Source organism: Paludisphaera soli, from assembly GCF_011064595.1.
GTDB classification, from domain to species: Bacteria; Planctomycetota; Planctomycetia; order Isosphaerales; family Isosphaeraceae; genus Paludisphaera; species Paludisphaera soli.
Genome location: NZ_JAALJI010000002.1, coordinates 1 through 23095, shown reverse-complemented (window position 1 = coordinate 23095; position 23095 = coordinate 1). Strand labels below are relative to the sequence as shown.

The window sequence follows — 23095 nt, the reverse complement described above, 5'->3', positions numbered from 1 at the left end:
GGAATCGTTCGAAGCCTCGCGCGCGGGGCCGAGGCCGGATGGGCGGTCTGGGAGAGGAACTCCAGCGTATCCCGAACGATCCGCCGATGCGAGCGGGAACCCGCGGAAGTCGGCGAGGGGAGGGCGTGCGTGCGGAAGGTGCGGCCTCGACCACGAGGGCCGTGGTCGAGGCGGGTGCGCGAAGGGAGGGGGCGGGACGGCCGGACGGGAGCGGATTACTCTTCGTCGTCGGCGTCGTCTTCGACGTCAGCCTCGACCTCGTCGTCGTCGTCATCCTCCTCGATCTCTTCCTCGACGACGGCCTCGACCTCCTTGACCACCTTGGCGGCGGCCTTGGCGCGGGAGGGGGCGACCTCGGGGCGGGGGATCAGGGCGCCGATGCCCGGCGCGTCGGCCGGCATCTCTTCCTTGGTCCGCTGGATGAAGTGCGTCCCCTTGCCCTTGGCGGTCAGCTCGGCGGCGCGGGCTTCGGCGGCCTCGCGCTGGTTGTACTCGAAGGTGCCGACGGCCTTGTAGGCGTCGTTCATGACCACCCAGACGATCTTCATGCGGGCGGCGGGCTTGGCGGCGCGGGTGCTCTTGGCCTTGGTCTTCGCCGGGGCCTTGGCCTTCTTCTTGGGGCGTACGACGACCTCTTCGTCGTCGGCGTCCTCGACGACCGCGTCGGTCTCGTCCTCCATCGGGTCGAGAGGCTCGGCGGCCTCGCTTTGGCGTCGCAGTTCCAGTCGATTCAGCGGTTTCCCAGCCATGAAACCGTCCCTCGCATCTTCCGAAAAGTGTCAGGCGGCAAGGCCAGGCCTTGCGATGTGGCTCGCGATGGGCGACGGTCCGTCCCGCCCCACCGCGCACGATCACTCAGCTTACTCCAACACGCGAGCTTCCGACAAGGCGGACGGCCCTCGAGCTGAAGCCGCCGCGTCCGGCCGCCACGGTCGGACCGACGAGGCCGCGTCCGCCCGCAAGGGGATCGAGGCCCCCATCAGGGACCGGATCCGCGTCAGCAGCTCCGTGGGATGGTAAGGCTTCCCGAGGGTTTCGCGGACGCCGATCGCGTGCAGGGCCTCGACGTGGTGGTCCAGGATCGCCGCGCTGCAGACGAGGAAGGGCTGGGCGGGGTTCATCCACTTGATCCGCCGGCAGGCCTCGACGCCCGGCAGCACCGGGAGGTTGAGGTCCATGAGGATCACGTCGAACGGCCCCCGGCTCGCATAGGCGTCGACCGCCGCCTGTCCGTCCTCGACCGGCTCCACCTCGTAGTTCTCGAGGCAGAGGAACTGGTGGACGAGCCGGCGCAGCACGTTCTCGTCCTCGACGAGCAACAATCTCCCCAGCGGCCCCGTGCTCATGGACGTCTCCCCATCCTTGGGAAAACCCCCGGCGACGCGGCACGCCCCGCGACCGCGAGGGATCGAGGGAGGAGGCCGCCCGGCGGTGGCGGGGCGATCGCGGAACGGTCGTCTCGGGGCCCCGGCCCGAAACGCCGGCACGGAATGTCGTCGTCGACTCCGCCCAGCCTCGGGCCGGACGCGACGCCGAGTCTAGTCGAAGCGGCCGATCCTGGCCATGCGGATCGGCCCCGCGCCGCCGTCGGCTCGGCGATCGTCGAACGCGGACCAAGATGATCTTGGAGGATCGCGCCGAATTCGAACGAGCCCGCATCCCGCCCGACGCATCGGCTCTGAAAACGTACGCGAAACGCGCCGAACGAACCCAATTCCAGAAGCCGAAACATGAGTCTAAATATATAATGGAAAACGATTTGCGGCCGATGGGTTCGTTTTCGGGCCTTGGCGAACGAAGCCGATTCGGGGCGTCGGTCGCGAGCAGGTCGGGCGGGCCTATGGGCGGGGGACGCAGGCAACATCATCGAGCCGTCGAGCGGGAACTCCGGGGCGTCTCTCGGGATCATGTCGGCCTGTTCTCGGCGGTGACGGGGCCGGATCCGTGGTCAGTCGCGCTTCCATCCGGGGCCCCTGAGGGCGCGGCCGGGCTTCGCACCGGTGTGCTCGCCGCCGTCGACGACGATCGCCCCGTTGACGAGGACGGTCCGCACGCCGACGGCGTACTGGTGGGGGGCCTCGTAGGTGGCGAGGTCGGCGATCGCGGTCGGGTCGAAGGCGACCACGTCGGCGAAGAATCCCTCCGCCAGCCGTCCGCGACGGTCGAGCTTGAGGTTCTCGGCGGGGAGCGAGGTCAGGCGGCGGACGGCCTCCTCCATCGGCAGGATCCGCTGGTCGCGGACGTACCGGCCCAGCACGCGGGCGAACGAGCCGTAGGCCCGGGGGTGAGGATTGGACCTGAGGAACACCCCCTCGGGCGCGAACGAGCCCTCGTCGGAGCAGACGCTCACCCAGGGCTTCCTCAGCTCTTTCCGCAGGTTCTCCTCGTCGATGAAGAAGTAGATGGCGTCCACGCGGCTGCCGTCCTCGACGACCAGGTCGACGATAGTCTCCTCGGGCGACGCGCCCCGGACCGCCGCGACCTCGGCCAGCGTTTTGCCGGTCAGGGGCTTGAGCCGGTCGCTTTTGAAGCCCGCGAGCAGGACTCGGTCGGCCGAGCCGGCGGCCTTGTAGAGGCTCTCCCAATCGGCGCCGGGCTCGGCGATCTCGCGGACGACCCGGGTCCGGGTGGCCGGGTCCTTGAGCCGGGCGATCCAGGCGTCGAGCCCGCCGGCCTGGACCCAGGTCGGCATCGCGGCGTCGAGCCCGGTGGCCCCCGCGGTGTAAGGGTAGACGTCGGCCGTGATCTTGAGTCCGTCGGCCCGCGCCGCCTCGACCTTCGCGAGCGCCTCGTCGAGCTTCGGCCAGTTGGCCCGGCCGGCCGCCTTGAGGTGGTAGATCTCCGCCGGGATGTTCGCGCGGCGAGCGATGGCGATCAACTCGTCGACCGCCTCGAGCAGCCGGTCCCCCTCGCTCCGGATGTGGCTGATGTACATCCCGCCGCGACGGGCGGCGACCTCGCAAAGCGCGACCAGCTCGTCGGTCTTCGCGTACGAGCCCGGGGCGTAGATCAGGGCCGAGCCGACCCCCAGGGCCCCCTCGGACATGGCCTGGTCGACCAGGACCCGCATCCGTTCCAGTTCCTCGACCGTCGGGTCGCGGTCGTCGAGCCCGACCACGCACGAGCGGACGGTGGCCGCCCCCACGAACGAGGCCACGTTGCACGAGACCCCGCGCCGCTCCAGCGTCTCCAGGAATCCGCCGAGCGTGTCCCAGGTGATGTCGAATCGCAGGTCCCGCTGCTGTCGGACCGCCTCCGCCTTCAAGGCCGGCGTGTAGGGGCCGCAGGATTCCCCCTCGCCGAAGACCTCCAGCGTGACCCCCTGGCGGACGTCCCCCTGGGAGCGGCCGTCGACGAGCAGCGAGCTGGGGGCCCAGCTCAACATATTAATGAACCCCGGCGCGACGGCCAGGCCCCGGGCGTCGATCTCGCGCCCGGCCCTCGCCCCGTGCAGGTCGCCGACGGCCGCGATCCGGTCGCCGGAGACGGCCACGTCGGCCGCTACGGCGGGGCCGCCCGAACCGTCGTAGACCGTCCCGCCGCGCAGGATCACGTCGTATTCCTGGCCTATTGCGGGCCGGCCCCCGACGAGTCCGGCAAGGAGGAGGAGGACGGTCGCGACGCGGGGATGTCGGGGCATCTCGGGCTTCCTGGATCGTCGGGTGTGGCGGGAGGTCGGCCGGCCGCGGCCTCAGCCGATGTAGCCCAGGCCGCGGAGGCGGTCGCGGACCAGCTCGTCGTCGTCCATCGGCTCGCCGTCGCCGGCTCCGTCTCCCGAGTCGGCGGGCGTGCGGCCTTCCAGGAGGTTGCGGCCGTGGGCGTCGGGCAGGGGGGGATAGCCGGCGAGGTTGAGCAAGGTCGGGGCGATGTCGAGCAGCCGGGCGCCCTCGATCTCGCCGAACGGCGGGAGCTGGGGGCTCGCCAGGATGAACGCGCCGTGCTGGGCGTGGTTGCAGTCGTCGGGCCCGGTGTCGTTCTCGCGGACGTGGAGCGTCGGATAGCCGACCCCGCCGATCGACCGCCAGGCCAGGCCGCCGAAGTGGACGATCAGGTCGGGCGCCACGTTGCGGACGTTCCGGTAGATCTCTTCGGGCTTGAAGACCAGTGTGCCGAGCAACGCGCCGTCCGGTCCGGTCGTGGCTTCCAGCTTGGCCTTCAACTCGTTGCGAAAGGCCTCGTAGTCGGACGGGTCGATGGTCCCTTCGGGCTCGCGGCCCTTCACGTTGAGGAACACGCGGGCGTAGTAGCCCCCCTCGCTCCAGACCTTGGTCCGGGACCAGTCGACGTCCTGTTTCGACAGCGGCGTGACCTGTTCGGGGTAGGCGTTGAGGGCGAGCAGTCCCTCGCGGACGAGCCATTCGTTGACGCAGAAGCCGCCGTCCAGCCGGCGGGCGCCGTGGTCCGAGACGACCAGGACCACCGTGTCCTCGGTCAAGAGGTCCAGGACCTTGGCGATCTCCTCATCGAGGTGGAAGTAGTAGTCGCGCACGACCGCGGCGAATGGGCTGTCGGGCTCGTGGAGGACGTGCTCCGGGTCGTGATACCGCCAGAAGGCGTGGTGGATGCGGTCCAGCCCGATCTCGACGAAGTGGAAGTAGTCCCACGGCTCGTTCTCGATCAGGTGCCGGACGACCGTGAATTGCTTCCGGCTCATGTCGAGGATCTGGTCGCGGAGGGCTTCCTTGTCGTTGGTGCGGAAGCCCTTGGCGTCGACCGGGTACGTCCCGACGAGCTTCTCGATCGTCGCCGCGATCTCGGGGGGATGCGTGTAGGTCCCCTTGGTCGTGTCGGGCGTGAGGAAGCAGCCGACGGCGATGCCGTCCACCTGGCGGGGGGGGTAGCCGGGGGGCACGCCGACGAGGATCGAGCGGCCCCCTTCCTTCGCCACCTGGTCCCACATCGCCGGGGCCTGGATCGACCGCGAGTCGACGATCCCCAGCCCTTTGTACGAGTGATCCACCCGGTTGCGGAAGCCGTAGACGCCGAGCGAGCCCGGGTCCTGACCTGTGGCCAGGCACATCCAGGCCGGGACCGTGATCGGCGGCACGACGCTCTCCAGCCGGCCGTGGCAGCCGACCTCCATCAGGCTCCGGATCGTGGCCAGGCGGTCGTCGCCCAGCAGGATCTCGGGCGCGGCGCAGTCGAGGCCGAGGACCAGGATCTTCATGGCTTCAGCGTGCTCCCTTCCATCAGCGGGCCCTTCTCGACCCCGAAGGCGTCGAGGATCGTGGGCGCCAGGTCGACCAGGCTCGCACCCTCGCGACGGAAGGGCCGATTCATGAGCAGGACGCCCGGGGTCGCGGCCGGGTCGATGCAATGGTCGCCGGACCACTTCTTGACGTTGTCCTCGTGCAGCGGGCCGTCGGCCACCCCCCCCATCGACGACGACCAGGAGACCCGATGCCCCGGCGCGTAGTCGACGATGACGTCCGGAGCCTCGTCGGCGTGCGGGCCCGAGTAGACCGACTCGCGCGGCCGGGCCGAGCGGACCGCGACGCGGCCTCGGTCGTCGTCGCGGACGCCGCCGAGCTTCTCGGCGATCGCGCGGCGGAGCGAGGCTGCGTCCTCGGGGCGGACGATCCCGCGGCCCTCACGGCCTTGCAGGTTGAGGAACAGGCCGCTCAGGCCCATCGCGTAAGCCTGCGTGTTCTCCCAGTCGATCCCATGGAGGAACTCGCCCGCCGCTTGGCCCGGCGCGAGGCCGGGTTTGAGGGCGAGCAGACCTTCGCGAAGCAGCCAGGAATTCAGGTGGAACTGGCGCTGGAAGCTGCTGAATCCGTGGTCGCTGAGGACGATCAGGAGCGTGCGGTCGTCGACGTGGTCGAGCGTCTGGCCGACGACCGCGTCGCCGCGTCGGTAGTGGTCCTCGATGGCCGCGGCGAGCGCGGGGGCTTCGGGCCGCCCTCGATTCGCCGGGTGTTCGGGCTCGCGGAAACGCCAGAGCATGTGTTGCACGCGATCGGGCGTGTCGAACAGGCAGTAGAACAGCCCCGAATCGAGCCGGCCCAGCTCGTGCTCCATCATCGCCCGGCGCTCGCGCCAGGCGTCGTCGCACTGGGCGAGGAACTGCTCCTCGGAGATCCGCTCGTTGATGACGCCGTTGTGGTCCTCGACGAACCCGGCGGTGTGGAACCGTCCTACGCCCTCGGCCAACTTGCGGGCGAACTCGGGGGGGGAGCTGATCGGGAACAGCGGGGCGGAGGGGTCGAAGTTGATCGGCGAGGCGTACAGGACGATCGTCGGGTCGCGGCGGATCAGCAGGAATCGCACGACGCCGTGGGCCGACTGGAGCGGGCCGAGCTTGAACTTCACCTTCAGCCAGCCGCTCCATTCGCCCTCGCGGACGAGCAGCTCGCGGGGCTCGCCCGCCGATCGGATCGTCAGCACGCCCGGCTCGGCGGCCCGGACCAGCTGGATTTCGGCGTGATGGTCGGCGCGGGTCTTGGGGTTGCGCGGGCCGATCAGGCGGGTGGCGATCGGGCCTCGACCGTCGTCGACCAGCGTGACGACGTGCTCGCTCTCGCCGGCCCGGGAGTCGGGGTCGGCCGTGTAATAGGTGGAGGTGCCGAAGCCGCCGCGGAGGTCCGGCACGCCCATCCCGGCGAGCAGCGAGCCGCGGAGCCGGTCGGGCGGATACGAGCAAGGACAGCGCAGGATCGTGGAGGGGACGCCGGCCGCCGAGAGGAGGTCCCACACGGTGGTCCCCCGCCGCTGGTTGACGGCCTTCGGGGGGAGCAGGGGGTTCTTCTGCTCGTAGTGGTTGAGCCCGCTGTCGATCCGGTAGGTCTTGGGGTCGCGGCGGAGGAAGTCGAAGACGCCGTGACCGCCCGGATTGACGCCGGTGGCGAACGTCGACCAGGCGACGGGCGTCTGGGCGGGGGCGGTCGTCGCCACGCGGGCGAGCCCGGCCTCCTCGGCCAGCCGGGCCAGGTGGGGTAGCTCGCCCCGGGCCAGCATGGGCTCGACGAGGCTGGGCTCCAGGCCGTCCAGGCCGATCACGATGACCTTCCGAATCGCTGGGCTGCTCAAGGCTCCGTCCCACCCCTCCGCCTCGGCAAACGTTCTTTCTAAGTCGGCGCGCGGGGATCCCTCCCCGAGGCTCAAACTATCAGGGGCCCGGAAGCGAGGCAAGCTCGGTTGTCCCTCCGGACTGCAGGGTGCTCAATCCCGCGCCCGTTCAGCGATCCGCTCGTAGATCTGGAGCGCCCTCGTGTATTCCGCCAGCGACGCTTCGTCGAGGACGCCCGTGTTGCGTTCGATCTCCTCGCGCATCCGGGCGATGAACCAGTCGACCTCTCGGCGTCGCGGCCGGACGGGCTCGCCGGCCATCTCGACGTGGAACGGGCCGGTGTGGGCGAACCGGACCCGGCCGTCGGGCTGGCTTTCGAAGCAGCGGACCGCGATCCACGCCGAGCCTTCGACGGTCACGTCCTCGGCGAAAGGCGACGCGAAGCCCCCGCCCGCGCCGGGATTGTTCGCCGGGCCCACGCGACGCAGGACCTCGCCATCGACGACCACCTCGATCCGCTCAATCGGCCGGGCGCTGAGGGCCTCGCCCGCGACGCGGAACGTCCGCGCGGCCTTGTCCGGGTGGCGGAAGCGATGGCCGGGGAGTCGGCCGTCGATCGTCGTCGGCAGCATCGGCCCGGTGGTCACGAAGCTCCGCCCGGCGTCGAGGCCCGCGATCCAGTCTACGACGCGGAACGGCCCGCCCAGGTGGACGTAAACGCGACCGTGCCCCAGCGGCACCGGATGGACGCCCGAGGCCGTTCCGGCCGTCGGCCGCAACGGGAACCCGCAGTTCAGCAGCGCGTAGTACGTCTGGAAGCCGAAGTCGAGCCAGCCCCGCTCGGTCATCCCGCCGGAGTCCTGCTCGACCTCCATCCACGGAGGGGGCGGGACCATGCCCGTCCGGAATCCGAACGGGGCCCGCCAGACGCTGTTGTTCGCCAGCTCGAACAGGTCGACCCCGGCGATCGGCACGAGCATGAACGACCAGGGCCAGTTGTGCTTGTCGAGGTCCAGCAAGGCCCGCTCGCGATGGGCCTTCTCGGCGATCGCCGCCACGGGCGGCGCGTGCTCCGTGAACACCGACTTGTGGTTCAGCAGGAACAGGGCACCCAGCACGTGGCGACGGCCGCCCACGGAGAAGATCTCGTACTCCGTGTTCCGGGGGACCATCACATGCGTGGCGTCCACGGCGATCGGATCCGGGCCGGGATCACGCCTCGGGCCCAGAGGATCCGGCTCGGGGCGGAGCGTCGAGGGCGCGGTCGTCGGGGCCTCGTCGGCCGTCGTGGTCCAGTAGGTGACGGGGAACGCCACGTTCAAATCCTCGGCGAGCATCACGTCGGGCAATTCCTCCAGCCTCCGGTGGACGTGGGTCTCGCCCGAGTACCATCCTCGCGAGGCCATGTCGGCCCAGCGTTCCAGCGGCAGGATCTCGGCGAGCGGTTCGGTCCCCATCCGCACGACCCGCTCCAGCGGGAGGTACTCCTTGCCTCTCTCCACCGCGAGTCGATAATCGCCGGGCGGCAGCTCGATGCGGAACTCGTGGGCGGTGACGGTCGTATGTCGGTCGATCGAGCCCGGCATCGGCACCCACTGCTCGCGATACGGCGTGGCTCGCCCCTCCCGGTCGGCCGCGTCGACGAACAGCCAGTCGCCGTCCGGGGCCTGCAGGTAGACGCGAGACGCGAGCGGGGCGCCGGTCCGTGAGTCCACCACCCGCCCTCGGTATTCGGTCGCGCCCGCCCCGCCCGCGAGGAGGAAGATCGCCGCCGTCGCTTTCACGCACCCCCGGACTAATCGAAGTTTCGTCATGCCATCTCCCCTCGCCTCGGCGAATCCTTCGGCCCGTCAGTCCCGCCATCCGGCCTTGTCGAGGCGCTTCAGCTCGCCGTCGATGTCGTCGCCCTCGTAGAAGGAGAGCCAGCCGCGGAGGCGGACCGTCGCTCCCGGCTCGCAGTCGGGGAACTGGGGGTCGGAGTGGAGGCACGGGCAATCCGGGTTGCCCCAGCATCGCTGGTTGGGCTCCCAGGCGGTGACGACCCAGCGGCGGCCGTCTTCGGAGCGGGCGGCGGCGTAGGGGGGGCGGAAGACCTTGTTGGCGTTCGATTGGTCGGCGAAGCCCCGGGCCCCCGCCAGCATCACGCAATTCTGGACCCGCAGGCCGGTCAGCCTTTCGCCGGTCCCGTTCCGTAGCCAGAGGCTCATCCGGACGCCCGCCGGCGACGGGGCGGCGTCGGCCCCGAAGGCGACGCCGTTGGGCAGCGCCCGCTCGCCGTGGTACGACCCATCCTCGTCGCGACGCCACTCCAGGCGGGGCAGGGCGATCCCCCTGGCGTCCCAGATCGTGGGGATGTGGGTGTGGGCGAGATAGGTCAAACCCAGGTTCGAGAAGACCGCCTCGGGCACGTCGACGACGACGTAGCTCGCGTCGTCCCAGGGGGTGAACACGCTCAGCTTCGTCTCGCGCTGGGGCATGACGGCCCCATCCAGGAAGCCGATCCGAGGATGCCGACCGCCGGGGTACGGCAAGACGAGCAGGGGATCGCCGGGCTTTCGAGGGGGCGGGGCGGCGCCCTCCAGCCCGAGTCGACGCAGGGCGTCGCGGACTTCCTGGAGCGTGAAGCCGGTCGCCGCGCCCACCTCCTGCGGGGTGAAGCGATGATGGACGACCATGTTTTGCAGCCAACCCTTGAGGTCGGCGTCGTCGGTCGGCGTTCGGAACTCGGTGAGCCCCCGCGCGATCTGCGTCCGCAGCCACGCCGGGACCTCGCCGTCGTCGGCCCAGACGGACCCGACGCTCAGCGATTTGCGGTCGATGCGGGCGGTGATCAGCCCGGTCTTGAAGAGCCCGGCCTCGGCGAGGGGCTCACCCTGAGGGCCGAGGATGAAGCTGTCGCCGTAGCCGATCTGGCCCTCCCGATCAGATTTGACGTTGTTGGCGCGGGCGACCACCATCTTGAGTTGCCCGGCCAGGCCGACGTGGGTGTTCCGGACCGATCGCCGATGGTCGTCGGCCGCCCGCGAGGCGATCTCGTTGTTGTGGGGCGAGAAGAGGAGCCGCGCGCCCTGGAGTCGCGCCGCCATCGCGACGTGCGGGAACGAGCTGTCGTGGCAGATGATCGAGGCGAAGCGGACGCCGTGCGCCGCGAAGACCGGGACCGAGGTCCCCGCCTTGAAGCCCAGGACGTCGCGGTCGCCGCCGGTGAGCATCACCTTGTCGTAGATGCCGAGCAAGCGGCCGCGATGGATCACCAGGACGCTGTTGTAGAGGCCGTCCTTCGCCTTTCGGGCCAGGCCCGCGAGCACGACCATCTCGTGCGACGCCGATTCCTCGATGAACCCGGCGAGTTCCGGGTCGTCGAGCGACCGGGCGCCGCTCTGGACCGCCTCGACGCTCGCGTAGCCGGAGAGGAAACACTCCGGGATGGCGACGAAATGGCTGCCGCGGTCGAGGGCCTCCTTGACGACCGAACGCGCCGTGGCGAGGTTCGCCGAGAAATCCCCCTCGCGACAGACCCCCTGATAGACAGAGACGACGACCTCGTCGTCCGCCGCCCGGGCGTGCTGGAAGGTCGCGCAGAGGGCGGCGAGGAGGCCCAACAAGGCGCTGGCGGCTTGCCGCCGATTCGGGCCGTGGCAGCGCGCCGCGGCCTTGGTCGTCGTCGGATTCATGTCGATCTCCTGATGGCCTCGGTCCGGCCGTGGTGGCGTCCGGGGGCGACTCGCCTCGCCCGCCCGACCTTCCTCGTCGAGGGCCGGATGCTCCGGCGACTCGACGATCAGCTTAAAGCCCCTTCGAGAGGCAAGCGAGGCCCGAGGCCGCCGGGCGCCGGAACACCGCATCACGACCCGTCGGGCTCGTGTATCATCGCGGGATGAGGCCCGCGGTCGGACGAGGCGAAGCCTATCGAGGGGGGGACCGATGAACGGACGGGATCGACGCTCCATGCTGCGGACGACCGGTGGGCTGCTCGCCGTCTCGATGCTCGGGGATCCGGGGCGAGGAGGCCAGGACACCCCCGGCTCGCGGCCGCCTCGCATCAAGATCGGCCAGATCGGCGTGGGGCACGCCCACGCGGACAAGCTGGCCGTTTATCGACGATCCGAGGATTACGAGGTCGTCGGCGTCGTCGAGATGGACGCTCGCCTCCGGGAGCAGGCGCGATCGAAGGAGGCCTTCCGAGATCTCCCCTGGATGACGCGCGAGCAACTGCTCGCCACGCCGGGGCTCCAGGCGGTCCTCGTCGAGACGCGGGTCCGCGACCTGCTCGACGCGGCCGAGGCCTGCGTGGCGGCTGGGATGCACGTCCATCTCGACAAGCCCGCCGGCGAGTCGCTGCCTCAGTACAGGCGCATCCTGGACGCGGCCGCGAAGAAGAAACTTTGGGTGCAGATGGGTTACATGTACCGTTATAACCCCGCCGTCGTCCTACTCCGCGAGATCCTGGAACGCGGCTGGCTGGGCGAGGTTTTCGAGGTCCACGCGGTCATGAGCAAGGTCGTCGAGCCCGCCGGCCGCGCCGCATTCGCCGAATATCGCGGCGGGACCATGTTCGAGCTGGGCTGCCACGTCATCGACCTGGTCGTGGGGGTCCTGGGGGCGCCGGGGAAGATCACACCCTATCCTCGGCATTCCTCGAAGTCCGGCGACTCGCTGCTCGACAACATGCTCGCCGTCTTCGAGTATCCCCGCGCGACGGCCACGGTGCGGTCGACCGCCCTGGAGGTTGAGGGCTTTGCGCGGCGGCATCTGACCGTCTGCGGGTCGGAGGGGACCTTCCACATCCAGCCGCTGGACGAACCCTCTGTCCGCCTCGCCTTCTCGGAGCCGCGCGATCCCTATCGGAAGGGTTACCAGGACGTCCCCATGCCCCGGTACACGCGATACGTCGACGACGCCGCAGAAATGGCCCGGGTCATCCGCGGGGAGAAGCCGATCGACTTCACCCCGGAGCACGACATCGCGGTGCAGACGGCCGTCTTCGAAGCTTCGGGCCTCGCCGTCAACTCCTGAAGGAACCCGTTGCCCACGCGGCCCCGGGCCGTTATCGTTGAGACCGCGCTCTGTTCAACAATCGTTGGACGGACGAGGGCTCGCCCGGCCCGTCGCGAGGTCGCCTCGGGGACCGGGCCTGGAGGCGACACGATGAGGGTTTCGCATCAGGGCTCGCACCCGCACGTCACCCGTCGGACGGCCGTCCAGGCGGGGGCGGTGGGGCTGCTCGGCCTGGGGATGAACCACCTGCAGGCCCTGCGTGCGGCGACGCCCCGGGGTGGCGCGACGGGCGGGACGGCGAAGTCCTGCATCTACATCTTCCTCTCCGGGGGCCTGGCGCAGCACGAGAGCTTCGACATGAAGCCCGACGCCCCCGAGGGGATCCGCGGCGAATTCAAGCCGATCGCCACGCGGACGCCTGGCGTCGAGGTCTGCGAGCACCTCCCCGGCCTCGCCGCCCGCAGCGACAAGTGGGCCGTCGTCCGGTCGCTGACCCACGGCACGAACGACCACACGCTCGGCCACTACCTGATGCTCACGGGGCGGAGCAAGCCCGACCCCGGCTTCCGCGGCGACCGCCAGCCGCGATCGACCGACTGGCCCTGCATCGCCTCGGTGGTCGGCGACGCCATGGCCGCGCGGGGCCACAACCTGCCGCCGGCCGTCGTGCTCCCCGAACGGCTGATCCACTGGTCCGGCGGCGTGATTCCGGGGGGCTTCGGCGGCCAGATGGGCTCGCATCGCGACCCCTTCTACGTCGAGGCGTCGACCTATGGGAATCCCTTCTGGCGCGGGGCGTTCCCGGGGTACGTCTTCCCCAACGAGTCCAAAAAGCCGCCGCAGAGCCCCGACGACCGCGTCTTCCAGGCGCCGAACCTGACCCTCTCCCCCGGCATGACCCTGGGACGCCTCAACCAGCGGACCGACCTCTTGCGGGAGCTGGACCGCCAACGCGGCTCCCTGGAGGCGACCGCGACCGCCGAGCGTTTCGATCGGCACCGCCAGTCGGCCATCTCGCTTTTAGCCTCGCCCGAGATCCGCGACGCGTTCGACGTGACCCGGGCCGACGAGAAGGTCCAGGAACGCTACGGCAAGAACAGCTTCGGCTGGTCGATGCTGATGGCCCTCCGGCTGGTCGAGGCCGGCGTCTCGCTGGTCCAGGTGAACCTCGGCAGCAACGAGACCTGGGACACGCACGGCGACATGTTCCCGCGACTCAAGGACAAACTCTTCCCGCCGACCGACAGGGCCCTCGGGGCCTTGCTGGACGACCTGGAGTCGCGAGGGCTGCTCGACTCCACCATGATCGTCATGGCGAGCGAGTTCGGCCGGACTCCCAAGCTGTCCACGCTCCCCGAGTCGTACGAGACCGTCGGCCGCGACCACTGGGGGGCGGCCCAGAGCGTCTGGTTCGCGGGGGGCGGCGTCCGGGGTGGGACGGTCGTCGGCTCGACCGACAAGATCGGCGCCTACCCCGCCTCGCTGCCGCAGTCGCCCGAGAACATGGCCGCCACGATCTACAAGGCGCTCGGCATCCCCGACACCGCGAGCTGGAGCGACGAACTGGACCGCCCCCACCTGATCTATCAAGGGTCGCCGATACCCGGCCTGATGTGACCCCGCCTCCGACCCCTCCCCGAACGGAGTGGACAGCATGCTCACGATCCAGGGTCGCCCGCGCCGCGTCTGCAGCGGGCTCACTCGCCGGGACCTCCTGCGGGCCGGCGGGGCGGGGCTGCTGGGAACGAGCCTGACGACGCTGCTCGGCGCCGAGGAGGCGGGCGTGGTCGGAAGCCCCCGGGCCCGGTCCGTGCTGTTCCTCTTCCTGTTCGGCGGGCCCAGCCAGCTCGAATCGTTCGACCTCAAGCCTGACGCCGCTTCGGGAATCCGAGGGCCCTTCCGCCCGATCGCGTCGCGGACGCCGGGGCTGCTGATGAGCGAGCACCTCCCCCGGCTCGCCGCGTGTTCCGATCGGTTCGCGGTCATCCGGACGATGACCCACCCTTACAACGACCACAACGCCTGCCATTACATCCAGACGGGGCGTCCGCTCCCGCCGGCCCAGCGCGGGGCGTCGATGGTCGACGCGGCCGCCCAGGACTGGCCCGCCATGGGGTCGATCGTGGAGTATCTGGATCGCCGGGACGAGTCGGCGAGCCCGGAGGCCCGACGTCGCGACTTCCCAAGCTACGTCTACCTGCCCAACCCGCTGGGGCACATTCAAGGTTTTAACCGCGCGGGCGGGTACGGCGGCTGGCTGGGCAACACGTACAACGCCGTCTCGACCCGAATCCCCAAGCGCGGGCCGGACGACAACCCCTACTACCGCGACTGCACCGACGAGGAGCTGGACTTCCGCCTCCAGGGGCTCGACGGCGGCGCCGGCATGACTCTCGACCGGTCGCGGGGGCGGATGAGCCTGCTCGATCAGTTCGACGCCGCGCGGGAGCGGCTCGATCGGTCGCAATCGGCCGAGGAGTTCGGCCGGCTCCAGGCCCGCGCCGCCCGCCTGATGACCTCGCCGTCCATGCGCGACGCCTTCGACGTCCGCCAGGAGCCCGATCGGGTCCGCGACCGATACGGGCGACATCTGTTCGGCCAGTCGGCGTTGATGGGCCGTCGGATGATCGAGGCCGGCGCGCGGTTCGTCACCGTGGTCTGGGACGCGCCCGACGGCTACAGCTGGGACAGCCACCAGGGCGCCCAGGACCTCGAACGGCACCTCCTCCCCGGCCTCGACGAGACTCTCTCTGCGCTCCTGGAAGACATGAACGCGCGCGGCCTCCTGGATGAGACGCTCGTCGTCTGCCTGGGGGAGATGGGCCGGACGCCTCGTTTCAGCAACGCCCAGTTCGGCCGGGACCACTGGACCCATTGCTTCCCGGCGGTCCTGGCCGGGGCGGGCGTCCGCGGCGGCGTGGCCTTCGGCCGCTCCGACAAGGACGCCGCCTATCCGCTGGACGACCCGGTGTCTCCCGAGGAGCTCTCCGCCACGATCTTCCACGCGCTCGGGATCGATCCCGAGTCGCGCATCCTCGACCCGCTCGGCCGTCCCGTCGCCCTGGTGGACGGCGGCCGGCCGCTCGTCGAGCTGTTCGGCTGACGGCCGCGGCTCGAAGCCCCTCTCTTTGTCGGATTCGGAATCGCCATGCCATCGAATCGAAGCCTCCGCCTCCTCCGGATGTTCGCGTGCCTGCCGATCGGCCTCACCCTCGGCGCTCCCGCGCCGGCTTTCGCCGACGATCCTGCGAAGCCGGCCTGGGAATACTCGGCCGACCTTCTGCGTCCCTTCTGGAAGGGTGAGGTCATGGCGGGGGAGTCCGTGCTGTTCCTCAAGGACGCCGAGACCGGCCAGGCGCGGGCCTCCGTCTTGTTCCCGATCCGGAAGGTGCTGGCCGTTCGGAATTCGGCGGGCGACGTCGCCTACGAGGATGGCCGCGACTTCGTCTGGAAGCCTGGCTCTCGCGAGATCGTCCTGCCCCCGGGCTCGCGGATCGTCTCTTCAGCCCCCGCCGAGCTGCGACGTCCCCCCAAGACGCAGATGTTCGAGCTGACGCACCGCGACGGCGGCGGCGAGATCCTCTTCGGTGCGAAGCTGGAGTACCACGCGCTCCAGACCTGCATCACGTACGAGCACGAGCGGGACCTCTGGACCGCGCCCATCCCGGTGTTCGACCCGGCGGCGCTCTCGCGTACTGTGGGGAAGCTGAAAGGCCGCGAGCCCGTCTCGATCGTCGTCCTGGGAGACAGCATCTCCTCGGGATGCAACGCTTCCGGCTGGGCCGAGGGGGCTCCTTTCCAGCCCGCCTATCCCGAGCTGGTGCGTCGCCACTTGCAGGAGACCTGCCACGGCGAGGTCCGGCTCGCGAACCTCTCGGTCGGCGGCATGGACACCGCCTGGGCGCTCACGATGGTCGAGAAGGTCGTCGAGCCTCAACCCGACCTCGTCGTCGTCGCGTTCGGCATGAACGACGCGGCGGGACGTTCCGCGAAAGACTATCAGGCGAACGTGGAGACGTTCGTCGCGAAGGTCCGCGAGCGACTCCCCGAGGCCGAGTTCGTCCTGGTCGCCACGATGCTCGGCAATCCCGCCTGGACCCGGCTCCGCCACGAGGCCTTCCCGGAATACCGCGACGCCCTGGCGAAGCTTCTAGGCCCCGGAATCGCCCTCGCCGACCTGACCTCCGTCTGGGAGCGGTTCCTGGCGTTGAAGCAGGACTGGGACCAGACCGGAAACGGCGTGAACCACCCGAACGACTTCGGCCATCGCGTCTACGCTCAGGTGATCGCGACGCTTCTCGTCCCGGAATCCGAGACGCCGGCCGGCGTCGGGACCAGGCCGTAGGTCGATCGTCAGAACCAGCGGGGATGATCGGCCCCGAGATCGTCGAGGCCCCGGGTGAGGAATCGCGGGTTGGCGCCGTCGGCGTCCATCGTCCAGATCTCGGGCGGGCCCCCCGTCGGGGCGCGGCAGAAGGCGACGGACTTGCCGTCGGGCGACTCGCTCGCGCGGAAGCCCCAAACCGGTGGGCGGCTGTTGGTCAGCACGGAGATCCGCCCGTCGCGCGGGTCGAGTCGACAGATCTCCGTGCCTCCCCGGGCGAGCTCGGGCTTGTAGTCGCGATTGAAGTGGTCGACGTCGGGCCGTTGCGCCTGATACTCCCAGGGGACCTTGGAATCCGGCAGTCGACGCGGGAAGAGGATCGAGCCGTCGCGGGTCCACGAGGGCACGTTCGAACCGCCTCCCCGCGTCTTCGCGTCCCCGTAGGTCGCGGCGAACCACATCGCCCCGCCGCTCGTCAGCACGCGGTGCTCGCCGCCGTCGGCGCGGCCGACGCAGACTTCGGCCCAGTCGTGGCCGGGGTCCTCGGCGGGCCGACAATCGACGTAGACGACCCATCGCCCGTCCGGCGACCAGTTCGTGCCGAAGTACAGGTGCCCCGGAGCGGCGGCCAGGCGGACTCGATCCTTGCCGTCGATGTCGCTGGTCCAGACCTGGTACCCCTCCGGCCCGGCGAGGTGGAACGCGACCCTCCGGCCGTCGGGGCTCAGGCTCAACCCGTAGGGGAGGCCCTCGCCGGCTCGGGTGAACTCGCGAGGGTCCGACCCGTCCAGCCGGACGCTGAAGACCTCGCCGACCTTCTGGCGGACCACCTGCACTAGCAGCCGATCCTCGCCCAAGAGCAGGGCGGGCGTGGTGAAAGGGGCCAGCCGATCCCGGGTGCAGATCTCCTCCAGCGACCCGCTCTCCACGTCGTGGATCCAGAGGTGCGTCGGGGTCTGCGTGTAGTACTCGTCGAACGGACGCCCGGGGCCGTCGCGTCGCGGCTCCATGCTGAGGAGGATCACGCGGCGGCCGTCGGGGAACGTCGCGCCGACCTGCCAGGTGGCCTGACCGGGCTTGTCGAAGTCGAGATAACGCAGGCCGCCTCCGTCGGCGTCGACGAGTCCCGTCCTGCCGCGCGAGGTGAAGAAGAGCCTCCCGGAGCGGGAAGGCTCGCGATCCGCCGCCCGCGACGAAGGATCGCCCGACAGGCCGGCGAGCGCCGGCCAGAGCACGGCTCGGGCGAGGAAGGCGCGACGACTACGATTCGGCGGGACGTCCGGGGCAGGGCGTCCGGGGTTTCGCATCATGGGATGGGCTCCACCGGCTCACGTTCCGGGAGGAGGGCGACCCGTCTCAGGATCGGGCCGCCCGATCGACCGGTTCACCTCGAACTGGCGCCGTTCCGCAGCTGCTTCTCGATCTTGCTGAGGTTGAACGAGCCGGCGGACTGGCTGGGCGGATAGTCTTTCATGGTCTGGAGGAATTTCGCCGCCAGCGCCTGCACGGGCACGACGATGAACGGCCGGTCCAGGAACCAGTCGTTGTAGGTGTTGGAGCTGTGCTGGGCCTTCTCGAACGGGTCGCGTCGGAGGTTGAACAGCAAGGGGACGCGAAGCTCCGTGAACGGTTCCCTCCAGACCCCGAACCCCTCGCCCCGGTTCTCGAGGAAGACGACCTTCCAGTCTCGATAACGCGCGGCCACGATCTGGCCGTCGTCGTTCACATACCAGAACTCCTCGCGAGGGGATGCCTGGGCGGCCCCGGTGAGGTAGCCGAGCTGGTTGTAGCCGTCGAGGTGGTTTCGATACGTCCGGCCGTTGAACTCGGCCCCCTGGAGCAATTTCTCTTTCACGTCCGTCGCCCCGGCCGCGGCGGCGAAGGTGGGGAGCCAGTCTTCGTGCGAGACGATGCCGTTGAGGGTCGTGCCGGCCGGGATTCGTCCGGGCCAGCGGACGAAGGTCGGCACGCGATAGGCGCCTTCCCAGTTCGAGTTCTTCTCGCTGCGGAAGGGGGTGGTCCCCGCGTCGGGCCAGGTGTTGTAGTGCGGGCCGTTGTCGGTGGAATACATGACGATCGTCTCGTCCGCCAGGCCTAGCTCGTCGATCGCCCTGAGCAGCTCGCCGACGTGGGCGTCGTGCTCGACCATGGCGTCGGAATACTCGTCCTGGCCGGACTTGCCGCGATTCTCCGCCTTAACGTGCGTGCGGAAGTGCATCCGCGTGCCGTTCCACCAGCAGAAGAAGGGCCGGCCGGATTTGGCCTGCCGTTGCAGGAAGTCCTTGGCGGCGGCCACGGTCTCGTCGTCGATCGTCTCCATCCGCTTCCGGGTCAGCGGGCCGGTGCTCTCGATCGTCTGGCCCCCTTGGCCGTCGGCCTTGCACCTGAGGACGCCGCGAGGGCCGAACTTCTTGCGGAATTCGGGATCCTTGGGATAGTCGAGGTTCTCCGGCTCCTCCTCGGCGTTCAGGTGGTACAGGCTCCCGAAGAATTCGTCGAACCCGTGCATCGTGGGCAGGTGCTCGTCCCGGTCGCCCTGATGGTTCTTGCCGAACTGGCCCGTGGCGTAGCCCAGGCTCTTGAGCACGGTGGCCATGGTGACGTCGGACTTCTGCCAGCCTTCCTTGCTGCCGGGAAGGCCGACCTTCGTCATGCCCGAGCGGACCGGTACCGACCCGCTGATGAAGGCCGCCCGTCCGGCGGTGCAGCTCTGCTGGGCGTAATAGTCGGTGAAACCGACCCCTTCTTTCGCGATGCGATCGATGTTCGGCGTGCGATAGCCCATCATGCCGCGGTTGTTGTGGCTGATGTTCCAGGTGCCGACGTCGTCGCCCCAGATGACCAGGATGTTCGGCTTTTTGGCGGTAGGCGCGGGAGCGGCGTCCGGTTCGCGCACCGCCGTAGAGCGGCCTCCCTGGTCGCTCGCAGGTCGATCCTCCCCCGATTCCGGTCGATGATCAGGGACGGGGCCGGCGGCCGTAATCGGGCCCACACCGACTCCCAGGCCGAGCACGAGAAGTCTCAACATCGAGCTTTTCATCATGGTGATAGTCTCTGAGCAGGGTGGCGAGACATGCGAAAGGTTCGCGACGGTCTTCGTCCACCCGACCAACCTACGCCGTCTTCGACGAAGTCGAGGCAAGAAATCGTGCTGCAAGCGCCCCAACGCCCGGGCTTCCTCGCCCGACCGCGGCGTCGCGGGACCGGGCGATCGACTACGTGAGGCATCGACAAAGGCTTCGCCGCGAATGCGGGGGGCGAGTCGGTGAGGGCTCGAACCCCCGAGATGGGAGGGGTCGATCGGCTCCGACGCGAATCCTCGACGGCGAGTATGCGGCACGAGGCACCGACGCACCAGTCGGTGCAGTGAGGCGCAACAAAAAACCCGGTCTGATGCCGGGTTTCCTGAAAGCTGGGGTCTAGCATTCGAACCTAGACTAGCTGATCTAGAGTCAACTCAGTGCCGCAAGCATCGTCCGTCCAACGAACGACTTGCGGCGTCCCATCACGCCGGTAGTAGCCAGGGTAGCACCAGTTCCGCGGATGCCGAGGTACCCTCGGTTCGACTGCTGGGGCGTCTAATTCTTCTCCAACCATTTCAATGCCGCTGTCATGGGAGGTATCATGTCGTCGACGAATCCTGGTCAACGCGACGAAGCGAACCTATCGGCGGGTCGTGCAGGATAACCCTCTTAATACTGTTCTCTGCCTGTCTCAAAAACGCTCGTTTTTGAGACAGGGCGCCCAAAGCGAAACGACCCCGCTCTCACCGAGCGGGGACGTTTCCGATAGGCCGCCTTTATGCTTTCCTAGCTGGGAGGCCCGAGCGAGATAAAGACCTCGCTCGGGACACTCGCTCGTGAGTCGAGGCCATCAGCGGAACAGGACGAACCCGCCGTCCTTGCCGACCACGCCGGCGACCCCGTCGCCGGGGCTCTTCGCCGAGCCGGGCGGCCCGGAAGGTTGACCCTCAGCATCATAGAGCTGCCACCCCGCCACGCCGTCCTTCTTCCACGCCACGAGCGTGCCCCCGTCGGGGCCGTTCAGGGCGAGGAGGCCCGTCCGCATCCCCGACCGCCCCGGCGTCTCGACCTCGGCCAGGCGTGACGACTTGCCTCGGCCGTCGAGGCGGGCGAAGTAAATCGTCCCCTTCGTCGGCCAGGCCGCCGCGAATCCGCTCCGGTCGGGCCGGACCGTGTAGTACGTCATGGGGCAGCCGTCGAGCTTCCACGGGGTGCGGCCGACCCGCGTCCGCGTCGTCTCGTTGCGGGCCTGGTCCCAGAGCACGAGGTACATGTCTCGCTCATTGTTCGTCTCCTCTCGATAGAGGACGGCGAGCCGCCCGTCCTCGCCGTAGGCGGCACTCGTCGTGCAACAGTCGCACGGGTTGAACCGGGGATTAATCTCCACGTTCGGCCCGAACGTCTCGCCGTTGTCGTGGGAGACAGTGGCGTAGAGCTTGCCCGAGAGCCAGCACGCGGTGACGTTGCCCTTCTCGTCGGCCGCGAGGGAGAAGCCCTCGCTCGGCTTCCTGTTTATGTTCCGCACCGGCGAGAAGGTAGATGCGTCCGGGTCGAGGCTGGCATAGAAGAAGCCCCACTCCTCGTGGGGGAGCTTGAGCTTCCAGGCGTTGGTTGACATCGCCACGTGGACCCGGCCGCCCTTGCCGATGGCCATGTCCCAGCCGTCGTACTCCAGGCCCGCGGCCTGCGAACCCCCGCGGACCACCGGAATGGCCGCGGAGAAGGACACGCCGCCGTCGGTGGACTTCGCGTACCTCGGCCCGTCCCCCGAGTCGAACAGGAGGTGAACCGCACCGTCCTTATCGGTGCGAGCCACGACGGGCTTGCCGCCGCCGGGGACGGCGACTGTCGTCACCTTGGCGGCCGAGTCGTCGGCGGCCGCCGTGAGGCCGAGGGGGAACGTGCCCAGGACGGCGAAGGCAATCACAGCTTCTCGCAGTCTCATGGATTCACGTCTCATTGGTTGAAGGTCGAATCCATCGCACGGGCCGCTATTCTACTCGACCAGCCCCTCACCCTGAACCCGCTAAAAAGGGACGAACACGTTCGCCGGCGCCTGTCTCAAAAACGCCCGTTAATGGGACGCTCGGGAGCGATGCGACGGAACCAGCGGCAGCGGGCCGGAAACCGTCCTGCTACCCGTCTCGAAATCTACGTCCCGGAACCTCGCCGCATCGGACGAGTTTCGAGACGATCCCTCGGTCGTCCGCCACCGGTCGTGCGAGCGGGGGCGGCGGCTGGCGTTCGCCGGGCCGGCGGGCCGCGAGGTGGCTCGGCTGCGAGCGTCGGCCGGGCTCGCCATCATGCGGCGGGTCCGGCCGTTTCGACTACCTGCCTAGTCTCTGCACTTCCCGGGATTATATGCATTTGGGTCGAGCATTATCCCTGCGTCTCGGAGTTGCTGCGCCAGGATCCATCCCCCCGGCTTGAGCGACTCATCGAGCCAAGCCCCGCCCGACCGGACCCACATGCGTAGATATTGCTCGAAGCTCAAGGGGAGCACGGCTCCTGACCACGCATCATCGTCGTTGCCGGGTTCGAACCCGCAGCACGGACAGACCTGGTAGGAAGGATCGCCGTACCAGCGATCGTAAGGCGGCGGGCCGGGGTGATACCAGGGCGGTCGGCCGAGCCGGGCGTACGCCGGCCAGGCGAGGCCGGGATAACCGCATGCCGGGCAGTAGTAGCGCACCAGGACAAGAGACATCGACGCCTGCATCATCGAGTAGACGAGGGCCGGCCCGACCGCGACCATGTCGGTTTCCACACCAGCCTCACACCCCCGAGCGGAGCCGGTCCTCGACGACATTCTCGCATCCGACACCCGCGAATTGCCAGTGGCTATCGCGGCTCTCTTGGCCGGGTGATCGACTCTGGCGTTCTGTACACGCGAAATTTTCCAGGGGTGGTATACTGGAGCGGGGCTAACGCAAGCGTGTGGGTTAAACCTGATGCGACCGCTCGACCTCGCCGGCATCGAGGCAGGGAGACTCGGGGCATGGGCTGGAAGACGATCAACGGCCGGCGCTACTACTACCGTTCTCGACGGGTGGGAGAGCGGGTAGTCAGCGAGTATTACGGGGCGGGCGAGGTCGCCGATTTGATCGCCCGTCTCGACAATCTCGATCGAATCAAACGAGAAACCGAGCGCGAAGGCTTGCGTTGCGAGAACAAGGTCGACGACCTGCTCGCCACCCTTGTTGCGGAAGGGAAGTCCGAAGCTACGTCGGTCCTGACCGCCGCCGGTTGCCACCACCACAAGGGGCAATGGCGGCACCGTCGCCGAAGGAGACACCTCGATGCAGGCGCTAGCTGAGACGACCGAGCCGACGCCCGACTCGACGACGGTCCCCGCTTCGGCGGGGGGGCGTTCTTTGCCCATCGACAGATTCCTGACTCAACTCGACGCATGGGCGTTGAGAGAGTACGCCGCCGCGACCGTCGGCAAGGGAAAGACGGGGGCCGAAGTCTTCGAGTCCAACCTACGCCGCCACGCCGCCGAGCTGGCGGGGCCGAATCCCACGCCGATCGAAAGGACGCTCGCCGAGACGGCCGCCCTGTGCTGGTTCCGCCTGCGCTGGCACGAGGTCACCGACCTCAAACCCGGCGAAGGGAGGACGATCCCGCAAGCCAGTCTGGCCCTACGCCGCCACGACGCCGCGCACCGCCGCTACCTCGCCACGCTCCGGACGCTGGCGACCGTCCGCAAGCTGGCCGCTCCCCGCGCTCCAGATCAACGTC

At 69.1% G+C, this 23095-nt stretch carries 16 protein-coding genes and 1 pseudogene; 6 read left to right on the top strand and 11 right to left on the bottom strand.

Annotation, left to right across the window (positions count from 1 at the left end):
• Positions 1–215: 215 nt before the first annotated feature.
• From G6O68_RS02995 to G6O68_RS02965, 7 genes are all read right to left on the bottom strand, one after another.
• Entirely contained in the window at positions 216–749 is a 534-nt protein-coding gene (locus G6O68_RS02995; protein WP_165244689.1) for a hypothetical protein, read from the bottom strand.
• Between the two features lie 111 nt (positions 750–860).
• Entirely contained in the window at positions 861–1346 is a 486-nt protein-coding gene (locus G6O68_RS02990) for a response regulator (protein ID WP_165244687.1), read from the bottom strand.
• A gap of 602 nt (positions 1347–1948) precedes the next feature.
• Entirely contained in the window at positions 1949–3640 is a 1692-nt protein-coding gene (locus G6O68_RS02985) for an N-acyl-D-amino-acid deacylase family protein (RefSeq protein ID WP_165244685.1), read from the bottom strand.
• A gap of 51 nt (positions 3641–3691) precedes the next feature.
• The gene (locus tag G6O68_RS02980; protein ID WP_165244683.1) at positions 3692–5167 is read right to left on the bottom strand and encodes an alkaline phosphatase family protein; all 1476 of its coding nucleotides are present in this window, start codon (positions 5165–5167) and stop codon (positions 3692–3694) included.
• Positions 5164–7029 (bottom strand): alkaline phosphatase family protein, encoded by a 1866-nt coding sequence (locus G6O68_RS02975; RefSeq protein ID WP_240911013.1) that lies wholly within the window; start codon positions 7027–7029, stop codon positions 5164–5166. The genes G6O68_RS02980 and G6O68_RS02975 overlap by 4 nt, the downstream gene beginning before the upstream one ends.
• A 132-nt stretch (positions 7030–7161) precedes the next feature.
• A complete protein-coding gene (locus G6O68_RS02970; protein ID WP_165244681.1) occupies positions 7162–8823 on the bottom strand; it encodes a CehA/McbA family metallohydrolase in 1662 nt (553 codons plus the stop codon).
• Between the two features lie 36 nt (positions 8824–8859).
• Entirely contained in the window at positions 8860–10683 is a 1824-nt protein-coding gene (locus G6O68_RS02965) for a carbon-nitrogen hydrolase family protein (RefSeq protein ID WP_165244679.1), read from the bottom strand.
• Positions 10684–10957: 274 nt separating this feature from the next.
• On the opposite strand from G6O68_RS02965, the gene G6O68_RS02960 reads away from it, so the two are divergent.
• The 4 genes from G6O68_RS02960 (at position 10958) to G6O68_RS02945 (ending at position 16352) form a co-directional block, all read left to right on the top strand.
• Positions 10958–12025 (top strand): Gfo/Idh/MocA family protein, encoded by a 1068-nt coding sequence (locus G6O68_RS02960; RefSeq protein WP_240911012.1) that lies wholly within the window; start codon positions 10958–10960, stop codon positions 12023–12025.
• A 132-nt stretch (positions 12026–12157) separates the two neighbouring features.
• A complete protein-coding gene (locus tag G6O68_RS02955) occupies positions 12158–13624 on the top strand; it encodes a DUF1501 domain-containing protein (RefSeq protein ID WP_165244675.1) in 1467 nt (488 codons plus the stop codon).
• 37 nt (positions 13625–13661) lie between these two features.
• The gene (locus tag G6O68_RS02950) at positions 13662–15110 is read left to right on the top strand and encodes a DUF1501 domain-containing protein (protein WP_165244673.1); all 1449 of its coding nucleotides are present in this window, start codon (positions 13662–13664) and stop codon (positions 15108–15110) included.
• A gap of 45 nt (positions 15111–15155) precedes the next feature.
• Positions 15156–16352: an SGNH/GDSL hydrolase family protein gene (locus G6O68_RS02945; protein WP_165244671.1), complete on the top strand. Its 1197-nt coding sequence runs from the start codon at positions 15156–15158 to the stop codon at positions 16350–16352.
• 8 nt (positions 16353–16360) lie between these two features.
• Here G6O68_RS02945 and G6O68_RS02940 read toward each other — a convergent pair whose 3' ends face one another.
• The 4 genes from G6O68_RS02940 to G6O68_RS32285 form a co-directional block, all read right to left on the bottom strand.
• Positions 16361–17641, bottom strand: coding sequence for a TolB family protein (locus tag G6O68_RS02940; RefSeq protein WP_240911011.1), 1281 nt, complete (start codon positions 17639–17641; stop codon positions 16361–16363).
• A 74-nt stretch (positions 17642–17715) separates the two neighbouring features.
• Positions 17716–19227 (bottom strand): arylsulfatase, encoded by a 1512-nt coding sequence (locus G6O68_RS02935; protein ID WP_240911010.1) that lies wholly within the window; start codon positions 19225–19227, stop codon positions 17716–17718.
• Positions 19228–20204: 977 nt separating this feature from the next.
• Positions 20205–21299: a hypothetical protein gene (locus tag G6O68_RS02930; protein ID WP_165244667.1), complete on the bottom strand. Its 1095-nt coding sequence runs from the start codon at positions 21297–21299 to the stop codon at positions 20205–20207.
• Between the two features lie 390 nt (positions 21300–21689).
• Positions 21690–22109, bottom strand: coding sequence for a hypothetical protein (locus G6O68_RS32285; RefSeq protein ID WP_206108002.1), 420 nt, complete (start codon positions 22107–22109; stop codon positions 21690–21692).
• Positions 22110–22352: 243 nt separating this feature from the next.
• Between G6O68_RS32285 and G6O68_RS02920 the strand changes: the two genes are divergently transcribed.
• Both G6O68_RS02920 and G6O68_RS02915 read left to right on the top strand, forming a co-directional pair.
• Complete coding sequence (locus tag G6O68_RS02920; protein ID WP_165244665.1) at positions 22353–22670, top strand: hypothetical protein; 318 nt, start codon at positions 22353–22355, stop codon at positions 22668–22670.
• A pseudogene (locus G6O68_RS02915) lies at positions 22654–23095 on the top strand (hypothetical protein); the annotation flags it as partial. The gene G6O68_RS02920 and the pseudogene G6O68_RS02915, both read left to right, overlap by 17 nt.